The sequence below is a fragment of the Prevotella bivia DSM 20514 genome (genome assembly GCF_000262545.1).
GTDB classification, from domain to species: domain Bacteria; phylum Bacteroidota; class Bacteroidia; order Bacteroidales; family Bacteroidaceae; genus Prevotella; species Prevotella bivia.
This window is the reverse complement of record NZ_JH660660.1, coordinates 1623903-1641276: the sequence shown is the minus strand read 5'-3', so window position 1 is coordinate 1641276 and position 17374 is coordinate 1623903. Positions and strand designations below refer to the sequence as shown.

The 17374-nt window shown below is 42.5% G+C and carries 14 protein-coding genes; 6 read left to right on the top strand and 8 right to left on the bottom strand.

Going from position 1 to position 17374, the window contains the following annotated elements:
• Nucleotides 1-242: 242 nt before the first annotated feature.
• The 5 genes from PREBIDRAFT_RS09385 to PREBIDRAFT_RS09365 form a co-directional block, all read right to left on the bottom strand.
• Nucleotides 243-1442, bottom strand: coding sequence for a site-specific integrase (locus tag PREBIDRAFT_RS09385; RefSeq protein WP_004339788.1), 1200 nt, complete (start codon nucleotides 1440-1442; stop codon nucleotides 243-245).
• Nucleotides 1443-1819: 377 nt separating this feature from the next.
• Nucleotides 1820-4192, bottom strand: coding sequence for a hypothetical protein (locus PREBIDRAFT_RS09380; protein WP_004337422.1), 2373 nt, complete (start codon nucleotides 4190-4192; stop codon nucleotides 1820-1822).
• A gap of 33 nt (nucleotides 4193-4225) precedes the next feature.
• Complete coding sequence (locus tag PREBIDRAFT_RS09375; RefSeq protein WP_004339787.1) at nucleotides 4226-4447, bottom strand: hypothetical protein; 222 nt, start codon at nucleotides 4445-4447, stop codon at nucleotides 4226-4228.
• Nucleotides 4448-4814: 367 nt separating this feature from the next.
• Nucleotides 4815-5051 carry a hypothetical protein gene (locus PREBIDRAFT_RS09370; protein WP_155114396.1) on the bottom strand — a complete coding sequence of 79 codons (237 nt, stop codon included), beginning with the start codon at nucleotides 5049-5051 and terminating at the stop codon, nucleotides 4815-4817.
• A 437-nt stretch (nucleotides 5052-5488) separates the two neighbouring features.
• A complete protein-coding gene (locus PREBIDRAFT_RS09365) occupies nucleotides 5489-5989 on the bottom strand; it encodes a gamma carbonic anhydrase family protein (RefSeq protein ID WP_004337421.1) in 501 nt (166 codons plus the stop codon).
• A gap of 1765 nt (nucleotides 5990-7754) precedes the next feature.
• Here PREBIDRAFT_RS09365 and PREBIDRAFT_RS09360 point away from each other — a divergent pair.
• From PREBIDRAFT_RS09360 to PREBIDRAFT_RS09340, 5 genes are all read left to right on the top strand, one after another.
• Entirely contained in the window at nucleotides 7755-8417 is a 663-nt protein-coding gene (locus PREBIDRAFT_RS09360) for a hypothetical protein (protein WP_004339783.1), read from the top strand.
• A 495-nt stretch (nucleotides 8418-8912) separates the two neighbouring features.
• Nucleotides 8913-9578, top strand: a complete 666-nt coding sequence (locus PREBIDRAFT_RS09355) for a ParA family protein (RefSeq protein ID WP_004337416.1) — start codon at nucleotides 8913-8915, stop codon at nucleotides 9576-9578.
• Between the two features lie 260 nt (nucleotides 9579-9838).
• Nucleotides 9839-10393, top strand: coding sequence for a hypothetical protein (locus tag PREBIDRAFT_RS09350; protein WP_004337415.1), 555 nt, complete (start codon nucleotides 9839-9841; stop codon nucleotides 10391-10393).
• Nucleotides 10394-10483: 90 nt separating this feature from the next.
• Nucleotides 10484-11227: an alpha/beta hydrolase gene (locus PREBIDRAFT_RS09345; RefSeq protein ID WP_004339782.1), complete on the top strand. Its 744-nt coding sequence runs from the start codon at nucleotides 10484-10486 to the stop codon at nucleotides 11225-11227.
• Nucleotides 11228-11414: 187 nt separating this feature from the next.
• Nucleotides 11415-12662: a carcinine hydrolase/isopenicillin-N N-acyltransferase family protein gene (locus PREBIDRAFT_RS09340; RefSeq protein ID WP_238295901.1), complete on the top strand. Its 1248-nt coding sequence runs from the start codon at nucleotides 11415-11417 to the stop codon at nucleotides 12660-12662.
• A 117-nt stretch (nucleotides 12663-12779) separates the two neighbouring features.
• Here the strand turns inward: PREBIDRAFT_RS09340 and mscL are convergent, their stop codons facing one another.
• Nucleotides 12780-13160 (bottom strand): large-conductance mechanosensitive channel protein MscL, encoded by a 381-nt coding sequence (gene mscL, locus PREBIDRAFT_RS09335; RefSeq protein WP_004337407.1) that lies wholly within the window; start codon nucleotides 13158-13160, stop codon nucleotides 12780-12782.
• Nucleotides 13161-13419: 259 nt separating this feature from the next.
• Nucleotides 13420-14448, bottom strand: coding sequence for a type I glyceraldehyde-3-phosphate dehydrogenase (gap, locus tag PREBIDRAFT_RS09330; RefSeq protein ID WP_004337405.1), 1029 nt, complete (start codon nucleotides 14446-14448; stop codon nucleotides 13420-13422).
• 388 nt (nucleotides 14449-14836) lie between these two features.
• Here gap and miaA point away from each other — a divergent pair, with 388 nt between their 5' ends.
• Complete coding sequence (gene miaA / locus PREBIDRAFT_RS09325) at nucleotides 14837-15778, top strand: tRNA (adenosine(37)-N6)-dimethylallyltransferase MiaA (protein ID WP_004337403.1); 942 nt, start codon at nucleotides 14837-14839, stop codon at nucleotides 15776-15778.
• A gap of 108 nt (nucleotides 15779-15886) precedes the next feature.
• Here miaA and PREBIDRAFT_RS09320 read toward each other — a convergent pair whose 3' ends face one another.
• Nucleotides 15887-17182, bottom strand: a complete 1296-nt coding sequence (locus tag PREBIDRAFT_RS09320; protein WP_004337402.1) for a bifunctional folylpolyglutamate synthase/dihydrofolate synthase — start codon at nucleotides 17180-17182, stop codon at nucleotides 15887-15889.
• Nucleotides 17183-17374 lie beyond the last annotated feature (192 nt).

The following is a 17374-nucleotide window of genomic DNA, read 5'->3' as shown; positions in this document are numbered from 1 at the left end:
GCGTATATAAAAGCCTTCCGCTATTGCAAGATGTGGTACCACCGAACTATCGTTCAACCAATCAAGGCTTCATCCTCATATATGTCGTTTCGCCTTTGCCCTTCAGTAGCTACTCGGCTATTAGTAGACTTAGGGCTTTAATCAGCATGCTACACTCCCCGTTAGGTTTCCCATTCGGATAAGCTGATTGACGATAGGATTATATTGAACCCAATCCTAACTTCCTGCTAAAGAAGTATTTATCAAGCGACCATTCTGGGCGCACGTGCATACACTTGCGTGGTTTTGATTTGACTGTGTCCGAGCATTTTGGAAACGCTCTCAATGGACACGCCCTCCGACAGTGTCATCTGCGATGCGAAGGTATGCCGTGCCATGTGATAGGTCAGCGTTTTCTGAATACCGCAAAGCCGTGCTATCTTTTTGAGGTGTATGTTTACCGTGTCGCATCCGGGTATGGGCAGCAGATACCCCTTGGGCGGTTCGTGTCGGAAAGCCCTCGTGTGAATGCCCCGATAACGCTCGATAATGGTAGCGGCTTCGGGAAGTAGGGGGATGTGGCACACGTTGCCCGTCTTCATTCTCGGCTTGCGTATCCAAGTCATTCCCGCTTCGTGAAAGATGTGCTGCTCCGTCAAGTGATACACGTCGGTATAGGAAAGCCCCGTCAGGCAGGAGAAAAGGAACATATCCCTCGACACTTTTTCATAGCCTTGCAATTTATCTTCTCCCAAGGCTGCGATACGACCTACCTCCTCCCTTGTGATGTAACGTGGAGTACCCACTTCCCAACGAATGGAATGGTTGATGAAGGGATAGGTGTCAATGATGTGCCGTTTATGCAGGTCTTTGAGCAAGGAAGCCAACATAGTGAGATAACCAGCAGATGTATTGAGCTTGAATCTCTTTTCTTTGGCGAAGTAGTCCTCCAAGTCTTTGATGAGGACTGTGTCCACTTTCTGTACGGGAATATCCTCCACATGATAGCTATACCTGACGAAGTTTGCCAGATGCTTGCGGAAGAGCAACAGGCATTTTAGTCTGCGTTCGCTGCGGTCTATGCCCACACGCTCACGGAAGCGGTCGATATACTCGTCCGTATGATAAAACAGTCCTTGCGACTCGCTGTTCAACCCGAACACCAATTCCCTTACTCGCTCTGCCGTGACGCGAGCATCGGATTTTCCCGAAAGAGACTCATAAACCTTGTGAATACTCACCTGAAGGCGGTCAAGTTCCTTGTTTACTGATACGGCTTCAGCACTCTTGCCCAGCAGTCGGTTCTTGCGACTGTCCCACAAACGAGGAGTACATGAGCATTTGCAACTGAACTGTACCATAGAGCGTCCTGCGCTGATGCGTCCCATGATGGGACTTTTTCCGTTTTTGTCCTGCGTACCTCTCTTGAGGTAGAAAAGCAGCTTAAATTTTTCTTTTTCCATTGTTTTTTTGCTTGCAAAATTACACTTCTTTGAGGAACTTTGAGCGATGCAAAACACTGATAATGAAAGAGAAAACACCGTTTTAGTTACCACTTTCAGCCGTCCTTTACCTTCCATCGTTTGTCGAACGATTTGGTAACTGAACTCCCTCCTTTTCGCTCCCTTTTCTGCCTGTTTTCTCAAATGCAACCCGATGAAGAAAAAAGCAATATACACTGTGTGTCAGTTAGATACAAGTTTTATTCCATTTCCAGCTTTCTACTCCCATACTTCCGCATAAAACAACAAAAAAAATAGACTGACACCCACGCTCTCTTCGTTACGAGAGAAAAAAGGGGTCAGCCTAGATATAGGGAAAACGTGTGATATGCTTATGGTTATGGTAGCTCCTTAAACTCTATTTTCTTACGAAGCAGACGAACATCAAACTTAGGAGTGTTCCCCACCGTTTTAAACCAAGAATAATCAAGAGCGCCGCCAGGCAATGGGTTTGCACCTGCACGTTGTAAGCTATGTCCCATGTGGATATAACCATTCTGCATATTGATAACATCGTATGCACCATTGGCTAGCTCATAAGGTGCGTAAGGATTAGTATCCTTTGCCACTAAGAAGCCACGCCCAGCTTTAGTAGTATTATTACGGGGAACATCAGGATGAGAGCCGTTAAAGGACAATCCCGACTGGTTAGCACAGAAGTAACGCCTAATAACGTCGCCAGCGTGCCAATAGAAGAGACCTAGCTTCTTTCCCGCATCATCATTATGAGCTATCGCCTTTAGCAATTTGTCAGCCCCTCCATAAAGCGTTAGATATGCTTCCTTGAGAGGTAGCGCCTCCACCGTAAGAGATGCTTTATCTGAGTTTTTAGAATCTGTCTGAACCCATGTATATTTTACAACGCAGAAATATGGTGATACCTTAGTATGCTCTGCATCTTCAAAGAAGCGGAGAGCATAGATAGACCTACGGTTACGATGGGTTTTTGGCAGGTTTATGTAGCGTGAATAGAATTTCTGATCCTTTACCTTAGAGCCGTTGCCAATGGTGATGATATCTTCATCAGATGAGAATTGTTCTGTATCGCCTAACCAAGCAGGATTAACGGTTCTGTTACGCGTCACATTGGTACTACTAAGCAACACACCACACCATTGGTTCTCATTTGGTACAATCCACTTCACGCCCTCTTTGTACCCTGTCGTATTATTAACATCTTTATTTCGTGGCTGCTTTAAATATCGGAGAAGACCGTTAGATAGATCACCATTATTAAGATAGGCGATAGTAACTAGATTATCTCCGCCTAGCTCCTTTATCCATTGTGGCTGCGAAAAATAATCTGTTCCATAGGCACTCTTCTGTGAGATATATTCTAGCGGTATAGGCTCACGCATAACGATAGGCAGTGTTACCTTTGCTTGCCGACCATTGAGCTGGGTAAAATCTGTGGTGAGCGTTTTCGATAATACCCACTCGAAGCTAGGAGCAGGCGTACAGCCTCCCTGATCCTTTCCTACTTTCCAAGTTACTCTGCCATTTCCTAAATTAGGCCATCCAACCCAACCTTCCGTCATCAACTCATCAGCATACTCGTGTGTGGTCAACACATATTCATTCTTGTTATTCTGATTACCTTTTGTAGCTACCTTGTCTTGATAAGTAGAGGTAAAGAAGCCTGTACGTGGCGTATCGCCTGAAGCTGGCGCTTTGCTGTTGACCCATACATAGATCAGAATGTCTTGTCCTGTGCCGTCAGCATTTTGCATAACATTGCTTCTGCGCTTTATTTTGATAGGGTCTTCCATATTGAGATTCCATTCGAAGTTATTCATACCCGACTCGTTGACATTACCCGTATACTCCCACTTAAAGTCCGACGCTACAGCACTAGGAGTAGTGCCTAGACCAGTAGAAGAGAGATCGTACTTTACATTATTAGCCAACACATTAGAGCTAATACCTAGGAATTTTACAGTGAAATCGTAAAAGGTCTGATTGTCGAGGGCTATACGGAGGAGGGTGCCTTGAGGATTAAACACCAAAGGTTCTTGAGAAACGAGCGTACCAGCATCGGCTACATTTACTTTCTTCCAAGTAGAGAGGAATGGAATGACACCATATTTACCTTTATTGTCGACAACATTGCGCACAGATTGATATTTCTCTAATGCGTAAGCGAAACCAGTTACATCGACCGTGTGATCGGTTTCGTTATACTGTCCACCAGCAAGACCCATTACATACCACTCTTCGCCCTTCTTAGGAAGCACAGCAGTAGCACCATTGCCCTTTAAGACAATATCTCCCTTATATTTAATATTGCGAGAAGTACCTACTTGGTTAAACTTTATCTCGCCATATAGCTCTGAACCGTCGACGAACTTTCCGCCCTCTGCTCTCTTAAACACGCAGCGAGCAGTAAAGGTATTGTTGCCCTTCTTTTTGTTTCGTTCAATATAATCGCTAAGTACTGGAGTGTTTTCATCCCAAAAATAAAAATCGAGGATCTCCGAGTCAGTACCATTATTCTGCTGACGGTCCACAGCGATACCACGAGTTTGAGGAGCCTTGCCAGTGCTTTTGTCATCGCCTTGTCCGCCATCAAGATTGAGGCTTACCACGAAGGTTTTCTCATCGAGCTTGGTATTCTTTTGCCCATTACCCTGCTCGGCTATTGTCTCCGAACAGCTCATTAATAGCGCAGTCATCATGGCTGCACCAAAACTAAATAATGTTTTCAATTTCATTTCTCGTTTTTTTCGTTTTTTTTGATGTCGTTATTATTTTCCGCTTTCAGAAGTGGTGTAGGTGTCCATTTCAAAGAATGGTGTTACCGCTCTTGTTGTGCTAGCATTAGTGGTTGTGGTAGCACCTAACTCGCCAGCATCCGTTGGCATATTGACGCTACCCTCTATGTCGCTTCCGCGCAGCATCATACCTTCCGACATGTCTACTTTATAAACCCCTACAGAGGGGTTTACATACTTTTTCTTTTTTACCATAAAAAAAACTTTTAGTTAGTTGGGTTAAAACCTGTTTTATACTATTTTTTTAGCAACTTTGACAGCAGTTCCCTTAAAGAGGGAACTGCCTTATTTTTATACGAACATTAATATATATAAGCGAATTAACAAGCTGCATACGTTATATACATTAACACATATAATGGTAGGCAAAGTTAAATATAACTTTTCAATTACGCAAGGAAAAGAGTCGTTTTTGATATAAAAAAACAAAGTAATCTTCATTATTGCACTTCGTTTTGTAACTTGCAAAGCATAACGGTTTAGACAGAGTAACAGAGTATTTTTTAGACAGAGTAACATAGTAATAAAAGGATCATACTATTGTTACTATATCGAAACTATACTATGTTACTCTGTCGAAAAAACTTAGACGGTCATTATATACATCTATATTATTATTGATTATATAGGCAGCCATAACCCCTTTATCCTCAGCATCTTCCCCACTCCACACCCGACACCTACGGAACTTACCACCGACACCTACGGAACATAGCTCCGACAACAACGGAGCAACACTGCGACAAATAGGGAGCATAACCACAGCAAGGGCGACAAATAGGGAAACTAATAACGACAAATAGGGAGGATAATCATATTTAATTGTTTTTTATTTTACAAAACACATCATTTTTGGGTATTTTAGCTTTCTCGGAAAAGACTGTTTTGCTAAAAAACGATCAAAAACGCATTTTTCTGTACACGCATAAAAACAATATTACCAACTACTTACAGAATAGTGCGACAAATAAGTAAGTTTCTATAGTAAACAGAAATGTTATTTTTGCGACAAATAAGTAGTTTTTTGAAAATAATGAAACTTTACAGTTTTTTGTCGCACCATTCTTCGCCTCCACGCTTCCCACCCATTTTTCTGCACACATATTGCCCCCTGCGTAAAAGATGACCTTTTATGCTGTAAAACATCACCTTTTACCGTGCAAAAGGCTACCTTTTAGTGCGTAAAAGATAACCTTTTGCTCACACCCCCAAAAATACCCTCGCAAGCACTCTAAGTTAGCCCTCATACCAAGTCTTTGCAACCATATAATGGGCAGCATACTCGGCAGCTTTCTCGGGCAGTATATCCTTCACCTTACGAGCAGGGATACCAGCCCATAGCTCGCCCTTGCCGATCGCAGTGCCTTCCAAAACAACAGCTCCAGCAGCCACGATACTGCCTTCACCCACAACAGCATCGTCGAGAACAACAGCGTTCATACCAATGAGGGCGCCACGACAGATGTGGGCGCCATGGACAATAGCACCATGCCCAAGGCTTACCTCGTCGTCGAGAACAGCAGGATGTCCCGCACTCTGATGTACACAGGCTACATCTTGAATATTGACACGGTTGCCTATCCTGATGCCATCGACATCGGCACGCAACACAGCACCATACCATATCGACACGTCGTCGCCCATTACTACGTTGCCCACCAAGGCTGCATTCTCGGCAAAGAAACAGCGGTTGCCCCACTGAGGGCGGTGTCCCAACACTTCACGTATTATTGCCATAATATCTATTTTAAACGGTTTATACACTGCAAAAATACAAATTATACGATGAAACCGTGCGTTTTTAGACAGGATTGACACGATTAACAAGACCTTTTTATTGCACTTCGTTTTGGAACTTACGATGGCGCTAGCCAATCATGCTAAGCGTGTAATCATGTCTTAAAACCCGCACGGTGAAAGCATCTTGCCAAAGCAATAATAGCCTTTTGTGTAAAATAAAAATCAAATCTTACGAAGATGTCGCAGAAAAGGGAAATTAATCGTACAATAAAAGCTCCGAATTTGTCAGCGGATAAAAATATAGAATTAAATAAAATACGAAATATCAACGCTTTGTAGCAGCAAAAACGCACTTAGAGCAGGGGGGATAAAAAATGAAAAAAGTAACCTTTCTGCCAACAGCAAAAACCGTAGTGCGACAAAAAAAGGAAAAATGCGTGTTTTTTGTCGCAATAATTCCTTAAAATTTGCTATTTATTCCCTATTTGTCGAGCCAAAACTCCCTATTTGTCTCATATCTAGCAGATATGCTCCACATTTGTCGTACCACCCTTCCTTATCTGTCGCACCACCTTTCCCTATTTGTCGCCGCTAACCTCCTAAGATGTCGCTACTAAGCGCTGTAAAGCATTTAAGTAGAATGAGTTACGCAAGGTTAAATAAGTCTATATAAATGATAGAAATAATGATAATCTAAGTTGACGATGAGTTCTTTCTTATTTTTTATTCTGTTGGATTTCTTTGTGGGAAAGGCGATGACTTTAAATAAGCGCTTTTTATGCGATGCTCCCTATTTGTCGCATGGTTCTTTTCAGTAGTGATGACTTTAAATAAGCAGCTTTTTATGCGATACTCCCTTTTTGTCGCACTAGCAGTTTTTAGACCTTTATAAAGCGTTCTGTCTTAGCTCTTTAGGGTATATGCACGCTATATTGTAATAACAATGATCGGGTGTATTGGGATAATGGCAAAGTGGCATAAAGCTAATTGTGTGTGTATTTAAATATAAATATATAAATACAATGTAATATAAATATATTATCATTCTTATTTGATAATGGTTATATATATAATTATATAAAGATATAAGAATATTATTTTTTATTGATATATTTAGGTGTTTATATGAGTGTAGAGTTATGTTTTTATATTTTGTTTTACTTATATTGTCGTGGTTGGGGGAATGGTTTTGTAGGTAGAGTTTTAGTAAGTTGCGCGTGAAGAAAAGGTATAATATGTAGATATATAAATATATGTTTTCTTTCTATTTTAGTAAATAATATAAAAGTATAAATATATATATCGAGCGCTACCCTATTGCTTCTTTTAGCGATATAGGTTGTATTTGTGTGTATTTTGTCGTTGTATAATTATATAAAAACTAGTATACTAGTATTATATATAAAAGTATAACTATGTTTATTTAGGGTTTTGGCTTAATATGCTGTGGTTTTTATGTAATTATATGTTTATATACTTATTGTCTTATCATAGCAAAACGGCAATATAAATATTTATATATCTATCTGTATTTTTTTATTTACATATAGAATATATAATTATATATAAGTATAAACACGTAAAAGAATAAATGTATAGATATATCTTTGAATGTTTATTTTTATATATTTTTGGAGTTTCAGGCAAAAATATAATAAAGTATTTGTTTGTTTAAACAATTAGGTGTATATTTGCATACGTAAAAATATAAATGTTTACGATAAATACGTTTATATAATAATATGTTTTTATATAAATATATATGAAGATAAATACATTTTTAATTAGTAAGACAAAGAGTGAGGTTTTCAACTGGGCGCTGGGCTTATACACGCTAGCAACGGGTATGACGGTGGTGGACGGTTGGATTAGCGATCCTAACGATCCGGCGCAAGGAGTGATCGGCTCGCTGCAAACGCTCCAAGCACTCAGCCCTGTTCAGGTGGCTGAAGGAGCAATCGGCGTAGGAGCAGCACTCACAATGTGGGGTGTCTTGCAATCGTGTTTTGCACGAACCAAGCGTGCGTTCCACTTCACCTTTTTAGGATTGATGATGGTGTTTAGTTTGCTAACCTTTATATGCACTACCCTCTTCACCTACTCCACCGACACGGCGATACGCACTTTTGCGAGCCATTTCGTAAACTATTCGTACTCGGCTATCGCTATCAATACGGTACTTTTGGGGGCTTTCATGGTGGGAGGTTGTGTTGGCAAGCTGCGTGCTTACGGTGCATCGCTCATCATTACCCCAATATTTATGGGCGGTATTACCCTACTCAACTATTATTTATATAATGTGGCAGGCGGTTTGACCCTTCCCGAGATAGCTACTTACGTAAATATGGGTAGCATTATAGGGCTCGTTTTGACAGTTTTGCCGATGGGATTGTTGCGCTGGGCACTTGAAACCGAAGAAAATTAGGCGTTTGGGGTTAGCGATAAGTGAAAACAAGCGAGTGCTAAGCGTTTTTGCTCGCATATTTCGCCTATTTCGGACAAAAGGCAGAGCGGCGACAAAAATAGAGGAAAATAGCGCACAAGGATTTTACATAAAGTATTGTTTGTTGGCTAATTAGTGATCAAAAAGAAAGTGTTTTTCGCATATTAGTTAGATAGATATGACAAAACGTTATGTATTTCTGCTCAAAGGCGGTGTTTCTGTTTTCGCTGAAAATAGACAAAATAGGCGAAAAATGGTAGTGTGTCAGCATATTTTACGTGGTTATGTTTTTATGTTTAAATATATAAACGTTGTAATATAAATATGTTTTAATACGAATATATAAATACGTTTTAGCGTAAAGATATAAATAGATTTTGATACGAAAATATAAATATGTTTTAACAAGAAAATATAAATACGTTTTAGTGTAAAGATATAGATAGATTTTAATACGAAAATATAAATATATAAATAATGAAAAATGTAAAAGTAGTCTTTGCGAATCAGAAAGGTGGAGTGGGGAAGAGTACCCTTTGTATTCTGTTTGCCAACTATTTAGCGTACAAAAGAAAGGATGTTTGCTTGATAGATACCGACCTTCAGAAAACCATTCTCATGCAGCGCAAGAAGGATATGGAGATATATGAAGGTGAGGAGGAACCTTATACAATACAAGATTTCGATGTCGACTCGCCAGAGCTGATGCAGCAGTTGGTGGAGAGTGCGAGCGATGTAGAGGGCTTTGTACTCTTCGATTCGCCAGGTAACATTTCGCAAGACGGTTTGGCTCCCCTCTTTGTAGGTGCCGACTTCATCATTTGTCCCTACGAGTATGAGGACAAGACGCTCGACTCTACAGGTGTTTTCGTGCAAGTTATCAATGCTCTTCGCGAGCATAACCCCGAGATGCATGCTAAAATTTTCTTCGTTCCTAACCGTATCGACCCACGTATTGGTACGAGCGATGAGCAACGGATGTGGGCAGAGACGGACGAGATTTTCCAGCAGTTTGGTAAGGTAACACCAACGATAAATAGTCGTGCGTGTCTCAAACGTACCAATACTTTCGAGTTGCTAGGGCAACAGCGCGAGGCGGTAAAGGCTGCGTTCGACTATATGCTCAAGAAGATGAAAACTTAGAGAGAGAGATGAGAGAGAGTTGAGAGAGATGAGAGTGGAGAGTTGAGAGATTTTCTAGGGAAGCTAGGTATTCTAGGGGGTATTCTAGAGATACTAGGGGAAACTAGGGATACTAGGTATTCTAGGGTATTCTAGAGATACTAGGGGAAATAGGAAAAACTAGGAAAACTAGGAAAGCTAGGACAAACTAGGGAAAGCTAGGGAAGCTAGGGCAACTAGGGATATTAGAAATATTAGAACAATAATAAAAACGACATATTATGATAAAGAAAAAAACTAAGGTAATAATTCCTGGTGGATTGCAGGGCTTAGTACATAATGCACAGAATGGATTGGAAACTCCTGTGAAGAGCGAACTTGGAAAGGGTGGGGCAAAGCCTATGATAGAGCCTGCCGATGACAATGCTGCCGATGATAAGCAGCAACCTGTACCGGGCGAAGTGGCAAGTGCCTTCACACGCACGGCAATGCGCAACGAACAGGGTGAGGAGGTAAAGGATCGCACGGCTCCAGCAGCTAAGAAATTGCCAAAGGCAGAGGGTAAGCAGTTGGCACGCGAATATACCATTGCCCGCGATAGTGGCGAAGACAGTTGGCAGCTCTTCCTCGATCTTGCCAAAGACTATAAACAGCGCGACTCTAAGCTTGCCACCGTATATATAGACAGCGATTTGAAGAGCGTGCTAGATAGATTGAAGTCGGCTAACAGTATCAAGATGCCTTCTACCGCTATCTTGAGTGCCATCGTGGCTCGCTTCGTTTTCGATCATGAGCAAGACATCAAAAATGCTATCTTTGGTGAGAGCTTGTTGTAAAAGCCTATCGTGGTGGATGGGGCGATAGTAGCGTGTCCATCGCACAATGGTGATGAGTGTTATCAAGGATTGTATAAGGATTTAAAGAAAATGGAATCAAAGACACAAAAGTTGAAGGCTGTACACTTTTTGAGTACAGACACGATGGACGTATATCTGCCTGTGGAAGATCGGGCAACGGGTAGGGCAGTGGTGGCTTGCCCTGGTGGAAGCTATAACCACCTGAATATGCCACCTGCCGAGTCGTGGGTGCGCTTTTTTACCAATCGTGGTATTGCAGCCGTGATATTGAAGTATCATTTACCCGATGGGAGTGGGGAAGAAGCGATGAGCGATGTTATTGATGCTTTTGCTACCTTGCGTGCGAAAGCTGAGGAATGGCGCATCAACCCAGAGGATATTGGTATTGCAGGTTATTCGGCAGGAGGTCATCTTGCTTCGCTTATGGCAACGCGTTATCAAAAGGCGATTAGGGCGAGTTTTCAAATACTGTTCTATCCTGTTACCACGATGTTTGAGGATTTTGGCGACACGAATTGTCGTAACAACTTCCTTGGTGAGGATAAGATGTCGGAACAGATAGAGGCGAAGTATAGTGCTATTAAGCAGATCACCCCCGATACGCCACGTGCTTTTATCGTGGTATGCTCGGACGATGATATTGTGAAGCCTTTCAACAGTGCTAACTATTATGTGAAGCTGCAAGAGCAGGGCATTCCCTCTCAACTCATCGTGTATCCGCTGGGGAAACATGGTTGGGGCATTGGGGTAGGAGATTTCCCTTACACCGATGACCTAAAACAGCAGCTTACGGAGTGGCTGAAGGGATTTTAGGGAGAGTTGAGAGATGAGAGAGATGAGAGTTGAGAGTTGAGAGATGAGGGATGAGAGTTGCCCGTCCTAGTATTTCTGGCTTTTAGCTTTTCTAGGCTTTCTAGTGTTCTCCTAGTATTTCTAGGCTTTCTAGTTTTTCTAGTTCTCCTAGTTTTCCTAGAAATTCCTAGGAATGGTAGGAAAAGTTATGAAACATCTAAACAATAAAAATATGAACAAACGCTATTTACTAACAACAATTATTTTGATGGCTGTGCTGGTGGCACATGCTTGTACCTCCGTTATCATATCAGGGCGCGTTACGCCTGATGGTCGTCCGCTTATGCTCAAAAATCGTGATGCCGATGATGTGGATAACAAAGTAGTCGTAATAAAAGGTGCGAAATATCGCTTTATAGGTATCGTTGCTGCAGGCGATAAGGAGCGAGCCAACGTATGGTCGGGGCATAACGAGGCGGGTTTTGCTATCTTTAATACGGATGCCTTTAATCTTAATGGGAAAAACTATAAGCCCGAAAAGGAAAACGATGGTGTGGTGATGCGTAAAGCACTCGAAACCTGCGCTTCATTAAAGGAGTTTGAAGCACTGCTTGGACAATTGCCAAAACCTATGAACCTCAATTCTAACTTTGGGGTGATGGATGCAGAGGGCAATTGTGCTTACTATGAAACGAGCAGTCAGGGCTACACAAAGTTTGATGTCAATGATCCTCGTGTAGCTCCTTACGGCTATCTTTGTCGCACCAATCATGCCATGACAGGCGATCGCAGTCTCGATGCAGGCATCGAACGCTATATGGCTATCTCCGATTTGATGCTGACAGCAGCCTTTGGAGGTGATCTTAATCGGGATTTGCTTTTAAAGCGTGCCACACGTTATCTCACCAATGGACTCACAAAAACAAGTCTTTACGACATTATGCCCGAGAGCGATGCTACACCAAAGTTTTATCCTTACAATGACTATATTTCGCGTGCTTACACCGCATCGGCTATGGTTATGCAAGGAGTAAGAAAGGGCGAGAACCCATTGCTCACCGTGAGCTACACCATTATTGGGTGTCCACTCAGCACTGTTGCTGTGCCATTGATGCTTACCCCATCGGGTGTTGTGCCGTCGCTCTTATCCGATAATGGCAAGGGGTATTCCGAATTGTGCCATAAGGGTATTGTCCTCAAGGATCAGCTCTTTCCTATGAAGCGTGGCAACGGACAGTCGTACATCAACCTTTCACGCCTCATTAACAAGCAGCAAACGGGTATTCTACAGCAGGTGCAGCGCATCGAAACGCCTATCCTACAGCGTGGCGATGCCGTGATAGCCCAATATCGTGAGCAGATAGGTAGTAAAAATGCTGACAAGCTCCTTACCGATTATTACCGTTGGGTGGACGAAACCATTAAAGCAGAATATCAGCACGCATTCGGAATGTAGATTAGGGAGTATAAAAAAAGCGGTTAGCGCTTGCCGTGCAAAAGCTAACCTCTTATTACGTAAAAGGTAATGTCTTGCGATGCTAGACGTTACCTTTTGTGTTGTGCGGAAATATGCTTACTTGTTCTTCAACAAATCGCGGATTTCGCCAAGAAGCTTCTGTTCCTCTGTAGGACCTGCTGGAGCTGCTGGCTTTTCTTCCTTCTTCTTCGAGAGCGAGTTCATCGCCTTGATCATAATGAAGATACAAATAGCGATGATGAAGAAATCGGTAACGTTTTGGAGGAATAAGCCATACTTTACCGTTGCACTGCCTACCTGTATGCTTATGTCCTTGAAGTCGATACCACCCGTTAAAATGCCAATCAATGGCATAATGATGTCGTCGACCAATGAAGATACAATTTTACCAAATGCACCACCGATGATCACACCGACTGCCATGTCCATTACATTACCTTTTACTGCAAAGTCTTTAAATTCTTTTACAAAACTCATAATCTTATGCTTTTAAAATGTTTTTATTTAAAATAAATTGGTGCTTTGTTTGTAAGCCTTATTGCTGCTACTTAGAAAAGCATTCTTATCTGATTTTTGTTGTCATACCTAAACCTTATCGCAAATATACGCATAAATCTGTAACTTAGTATCTATTTAGCGAATAAAAAAAGCCCACTACAAAAGAAAAACTTTGCAGTGGGCAGTGTTATTATTTTCTTCAGGCTTTAGGAAGCCTGAAAGCGGTTATGCTGTGAAATTACTTCTTTTCAGCAAGATACTTGATAGTACGAACCATCTGAGAAGTATAAGAGTTCTCATTGTCGTACCAAGAAACAACCTGTACTTGGAATGTTTCATCGTCGATCTTGCTAACCATTGTCTGAGTAGCATCGAACAAAGAACCAAACTTCATACCGATGATGTCAGAAGAAACGATCTGATCCTCTGTGTAACCGAAGCTCTCTGTTGTAGCAGCCTTCATAGCAGCGTTGATACCCTCTACGGTAATGTCCTTACCCTTAACAACAGCGATCAAGATAGTAGTAGAACCTGTTGGAGTAGGGATACGCTGTGCAGAACCGATCAACTTACCGTTCAATTCAGGAATTACAAGACCAATAGCCTTAGCAGCACCTGTTGAGTTAGGAACGATGTTGCAAGCACCTGCACGTGAACGACGAAGATCGCCCTTGCGCTGAGGACCGTCAAGGATCATCTGGTCGCCAGTGTAAGCGTGGATAGTTGACATAATACCGCTCTGGATAGGAGCAAACTTGTTCAAAGCGTCAGCCATAGGAGCCAAGCAGTTTGTGGTACAAGATGCAGCAGAGATAATAGTATCGTTGGCTGTCAAAGTCTCGTGGTTTGTGTTATATACGATAGTAGGAAGATCGTTACCAGCAGGAGCAGAGATAACTACCTTCTTAGCACCAGCCTTCAAGTGAGCAGAAGCCTTTTCCTTAGAAGTATAGAAACCTGTACATTCCAAAACAACATCTACATCGTTAGCTTTCCATGGGCAGTTAGCTGCGTCCATTTCAGCAGAGATCTTGATTTCCTTACCATCAACGATGATAGAATTTTCTGTTGCCTCTACAGTGTGCTTTCCTTCACCGAACTTGCCAGCGAAGCCACCTTGAGCTGTGTCATACTTCAATAGGTGAGCAAGCATCTTAGGACTTGTCAAGTCGTTGATAGCGACTACTTCATAACCCTCTGCTTCAAACATCTGACGGAATGCGAGACGACCGATACGGCCGAAACCATTAATAGCTACTTTTGTCATTTTTTTAAATTTTATTTATAGAGTTAAACACTAAACAAATTATTCAATCTTTTTAATCCTTAATGTTGCAAAGATACAAATTTATTTCTACATTAGTGGGCGGAAAGTGTTTTAAATATATTAAAAAGAAAGATTATAAGGGAAGTAAATGATAAAAACTTTTCTTTAAAGGTATAAACTGTAATCTCGGTGTTTCAAATAGAAATCATCGGCTGATAGGGAAAGGGGCAGAACAATGATTTCTATGTCCATAAAAAAATACTTATCTTTGCACATAAATATATAAAGTAAGAACAAAACTTATAATAACAATATACCCTCTCTCTCTGTGTGTGTGGCGTTAGCCTTTCTCTCACTGTGGGGGAGCTAGCGAGAGGGGGCTTTCATTATGATAACAATCCTCGGTCCAACAGCTTCGGGCAAAACATCTTTAGCCGCTGCGCTAGCTTATAGGCTTAACAGCGAAATTATCTCTGCCGACTCACGTCAGGTATATCGTGGTATGACCATCGGAACGGGAAAAGACCTCGCCGACTATACCATTAACGGCAAGCAAATACCTTATCATCTTATTGATATTTGTGATGCGGGCAAGAAGTATAACCTCTTTGAGTATCAGCGCGATTTTCTCACAGCTTACGAAGATATTACTTCGCGGGGCATTGAGCCTATCCTTTGTGGTGGTACAGGACTCTATATAGAGGCTGTTTTGAAGGGTTATCGCCTCGTGCCTGTGCCTGAAAATCCTACACTGCGGCAGCAGTTGGAAGGGAAATCGCTGGAGGAACTCACCGCTATGCTCGTGGAGCTGAAGCAGAAAAGTGGTTCGGTGATGCACAACAAAACGGATGTCGACTCGTGCAAACGTGCCATTCGTGCTATCGAGATAGAGACCTATTCGCTCCACACTCCTGTGGAAGCGCGTGTTTGTCCGCCTATCAACTCGCTCATTATCGGTGTGGACATTGATCGTGAGGAGCGTCGCCAGAAGATAACACATCGTTTGAAGGAACGCCTCGACAGCGGTATGGTGGACGAAGTGCGTGGCTTGCTCGATAGTGGTATTCCTGCCGACGACCTTATCTATTATGGTTTAGAATACAAATACCTCACCGAATATATCACTGGCAAGCGCACGTACAACGAGATGTTTGCCCAACTCGAAATAGCGATCCACCAGTTTGCCAAGCGGCAAATGACGTGGTTTCGTGGTATGGAGCGGCGTGGCTTTACCATTCATTGGATAAAAGCGGAGTGGGAGAGAGAGCGACAGATTGAGAAAATTATAGAGTTGAGAGAGGAGAGAGGAGAGATGAGAGTTGAGAGTTGAGGGTTGAGAGTTGAGAGTTGAGAGAGGTGAGAAGTTATGAGGGTTGAGGGTTGAGAGTTGAGAGAGATGAGAGTTTTATCCAATTGAGAATTACCTGTCCTAGATTTACTAGTCTGTCCTAGTATGCGCACTAAGCAAGTCGGATACCACATAACTTGACCCACCGATAAAGATAAAATCGTCGGGCGATGCGGCAGCTTTTGCTGCTTCGTAGGCAGCAAGGACAGTGGGATATTGTGTGCCTTTTAGTCCGATAGCGAGGGCTTCCTCTGCCACTTTCTCCACAGGAAAAGCACGATGAGAGGACGGTTGTGTCCAATAAAAGTGGGCATTTTGGGGTAGCAGTGCTAGCACCGCATCGAGGTCTTTATCGTCCACCATACCAAAAACGATATGTGTTTCGCCCTTTGCAGCCGATTTTATCTGCTTTGAAAGATACTGCCAACCTCCGAGGTTATGCCCTGTATCGCAGACGGTGAGCGGATGGTCGGCAAGCTGCTGCCAACGTCCCATAAGTCCTGTCGTTGCTGTTACGTTCGCAAATCCCTTTACGATGCTTTGCTCTTCCTTGATGATACCTAGCTGTATGAGCTTCACACAAGCATGCAATACGGTGTTGGCATTCTTTACCTGATAATCGCCCATTAGTTCACCAATGATAGTTCCGAAAGGAGTATCCGAGTATGCTATGCCTTTTGTGCTGGCAGTAGTGTGAGCTGAGAAGAACGGAATATCCTCAGCAAACTCAATGGGAGCCGATTTTTCTTTTGCAGTCGCCTCAAAGACAGGACGTGTTTCTGGCACCGTCTCGCCCACCACTACAGGTACATTCTCTTTGATGATGCCCGCCTTTTCGTAGGCAATCTTTGCCAAAGTGTCGCCTAAAAACTGGGTATGATCAAGCGAGATATTGGTAATGATGGATAGCAGCGGCGTGATAATGTTCGTGCAATCTAGTCTGCCCCCTAGTCCTACCTCAATAATCGCAATATCTACCTGCTGTTCAGCAAAGTATTTAAAGGCTAGTGCGGTGGTGAGTTCGAAGAAAGAAGGGTGAAGCGGTTCGAAGAAACTACGTTCCTGCGCTACAAAATCGATGACATATTGCTCCGAAATCATCTCTCCATTGATGCGGATACGCTCACGGAAATCGACGAGATGTGGGCTTGTGTACAGTCCCACCCGATAGCCTTCCTGCTGTAAAATAGCCGCTAGCGTATGCGAGCAAGAACCCTTTCCATTGGTTCCTGCTACATGAATGGTCTTAAACTGTGTATGCGGATGTCCGAAATGCTTATCTAATAAATGTGTGTTGGATAAGCCTTCCTTATAGGCTTGCGCTCCCACGTGTTCAAAGACGGGGGTGCTATTGAATAGATATTGTACGGTTTCTTCGTAGGACATAATAGTTGAGAGGGTTGAGGGTTGAGAGTTGAGAGTTGAGAGTTGAGAGATGAGAGATGAGAGTTGAGGGTTGAGGGTTGAGAAGTGAGAGATGAGAGTTGAGAGATGAGAGTTGCCCGTTCCCTTAGCGAGAATTGAGAATTGAGAGTTTTTCTAGGAGTACTAGAATTACTAGGAATACTAGGACGGGCA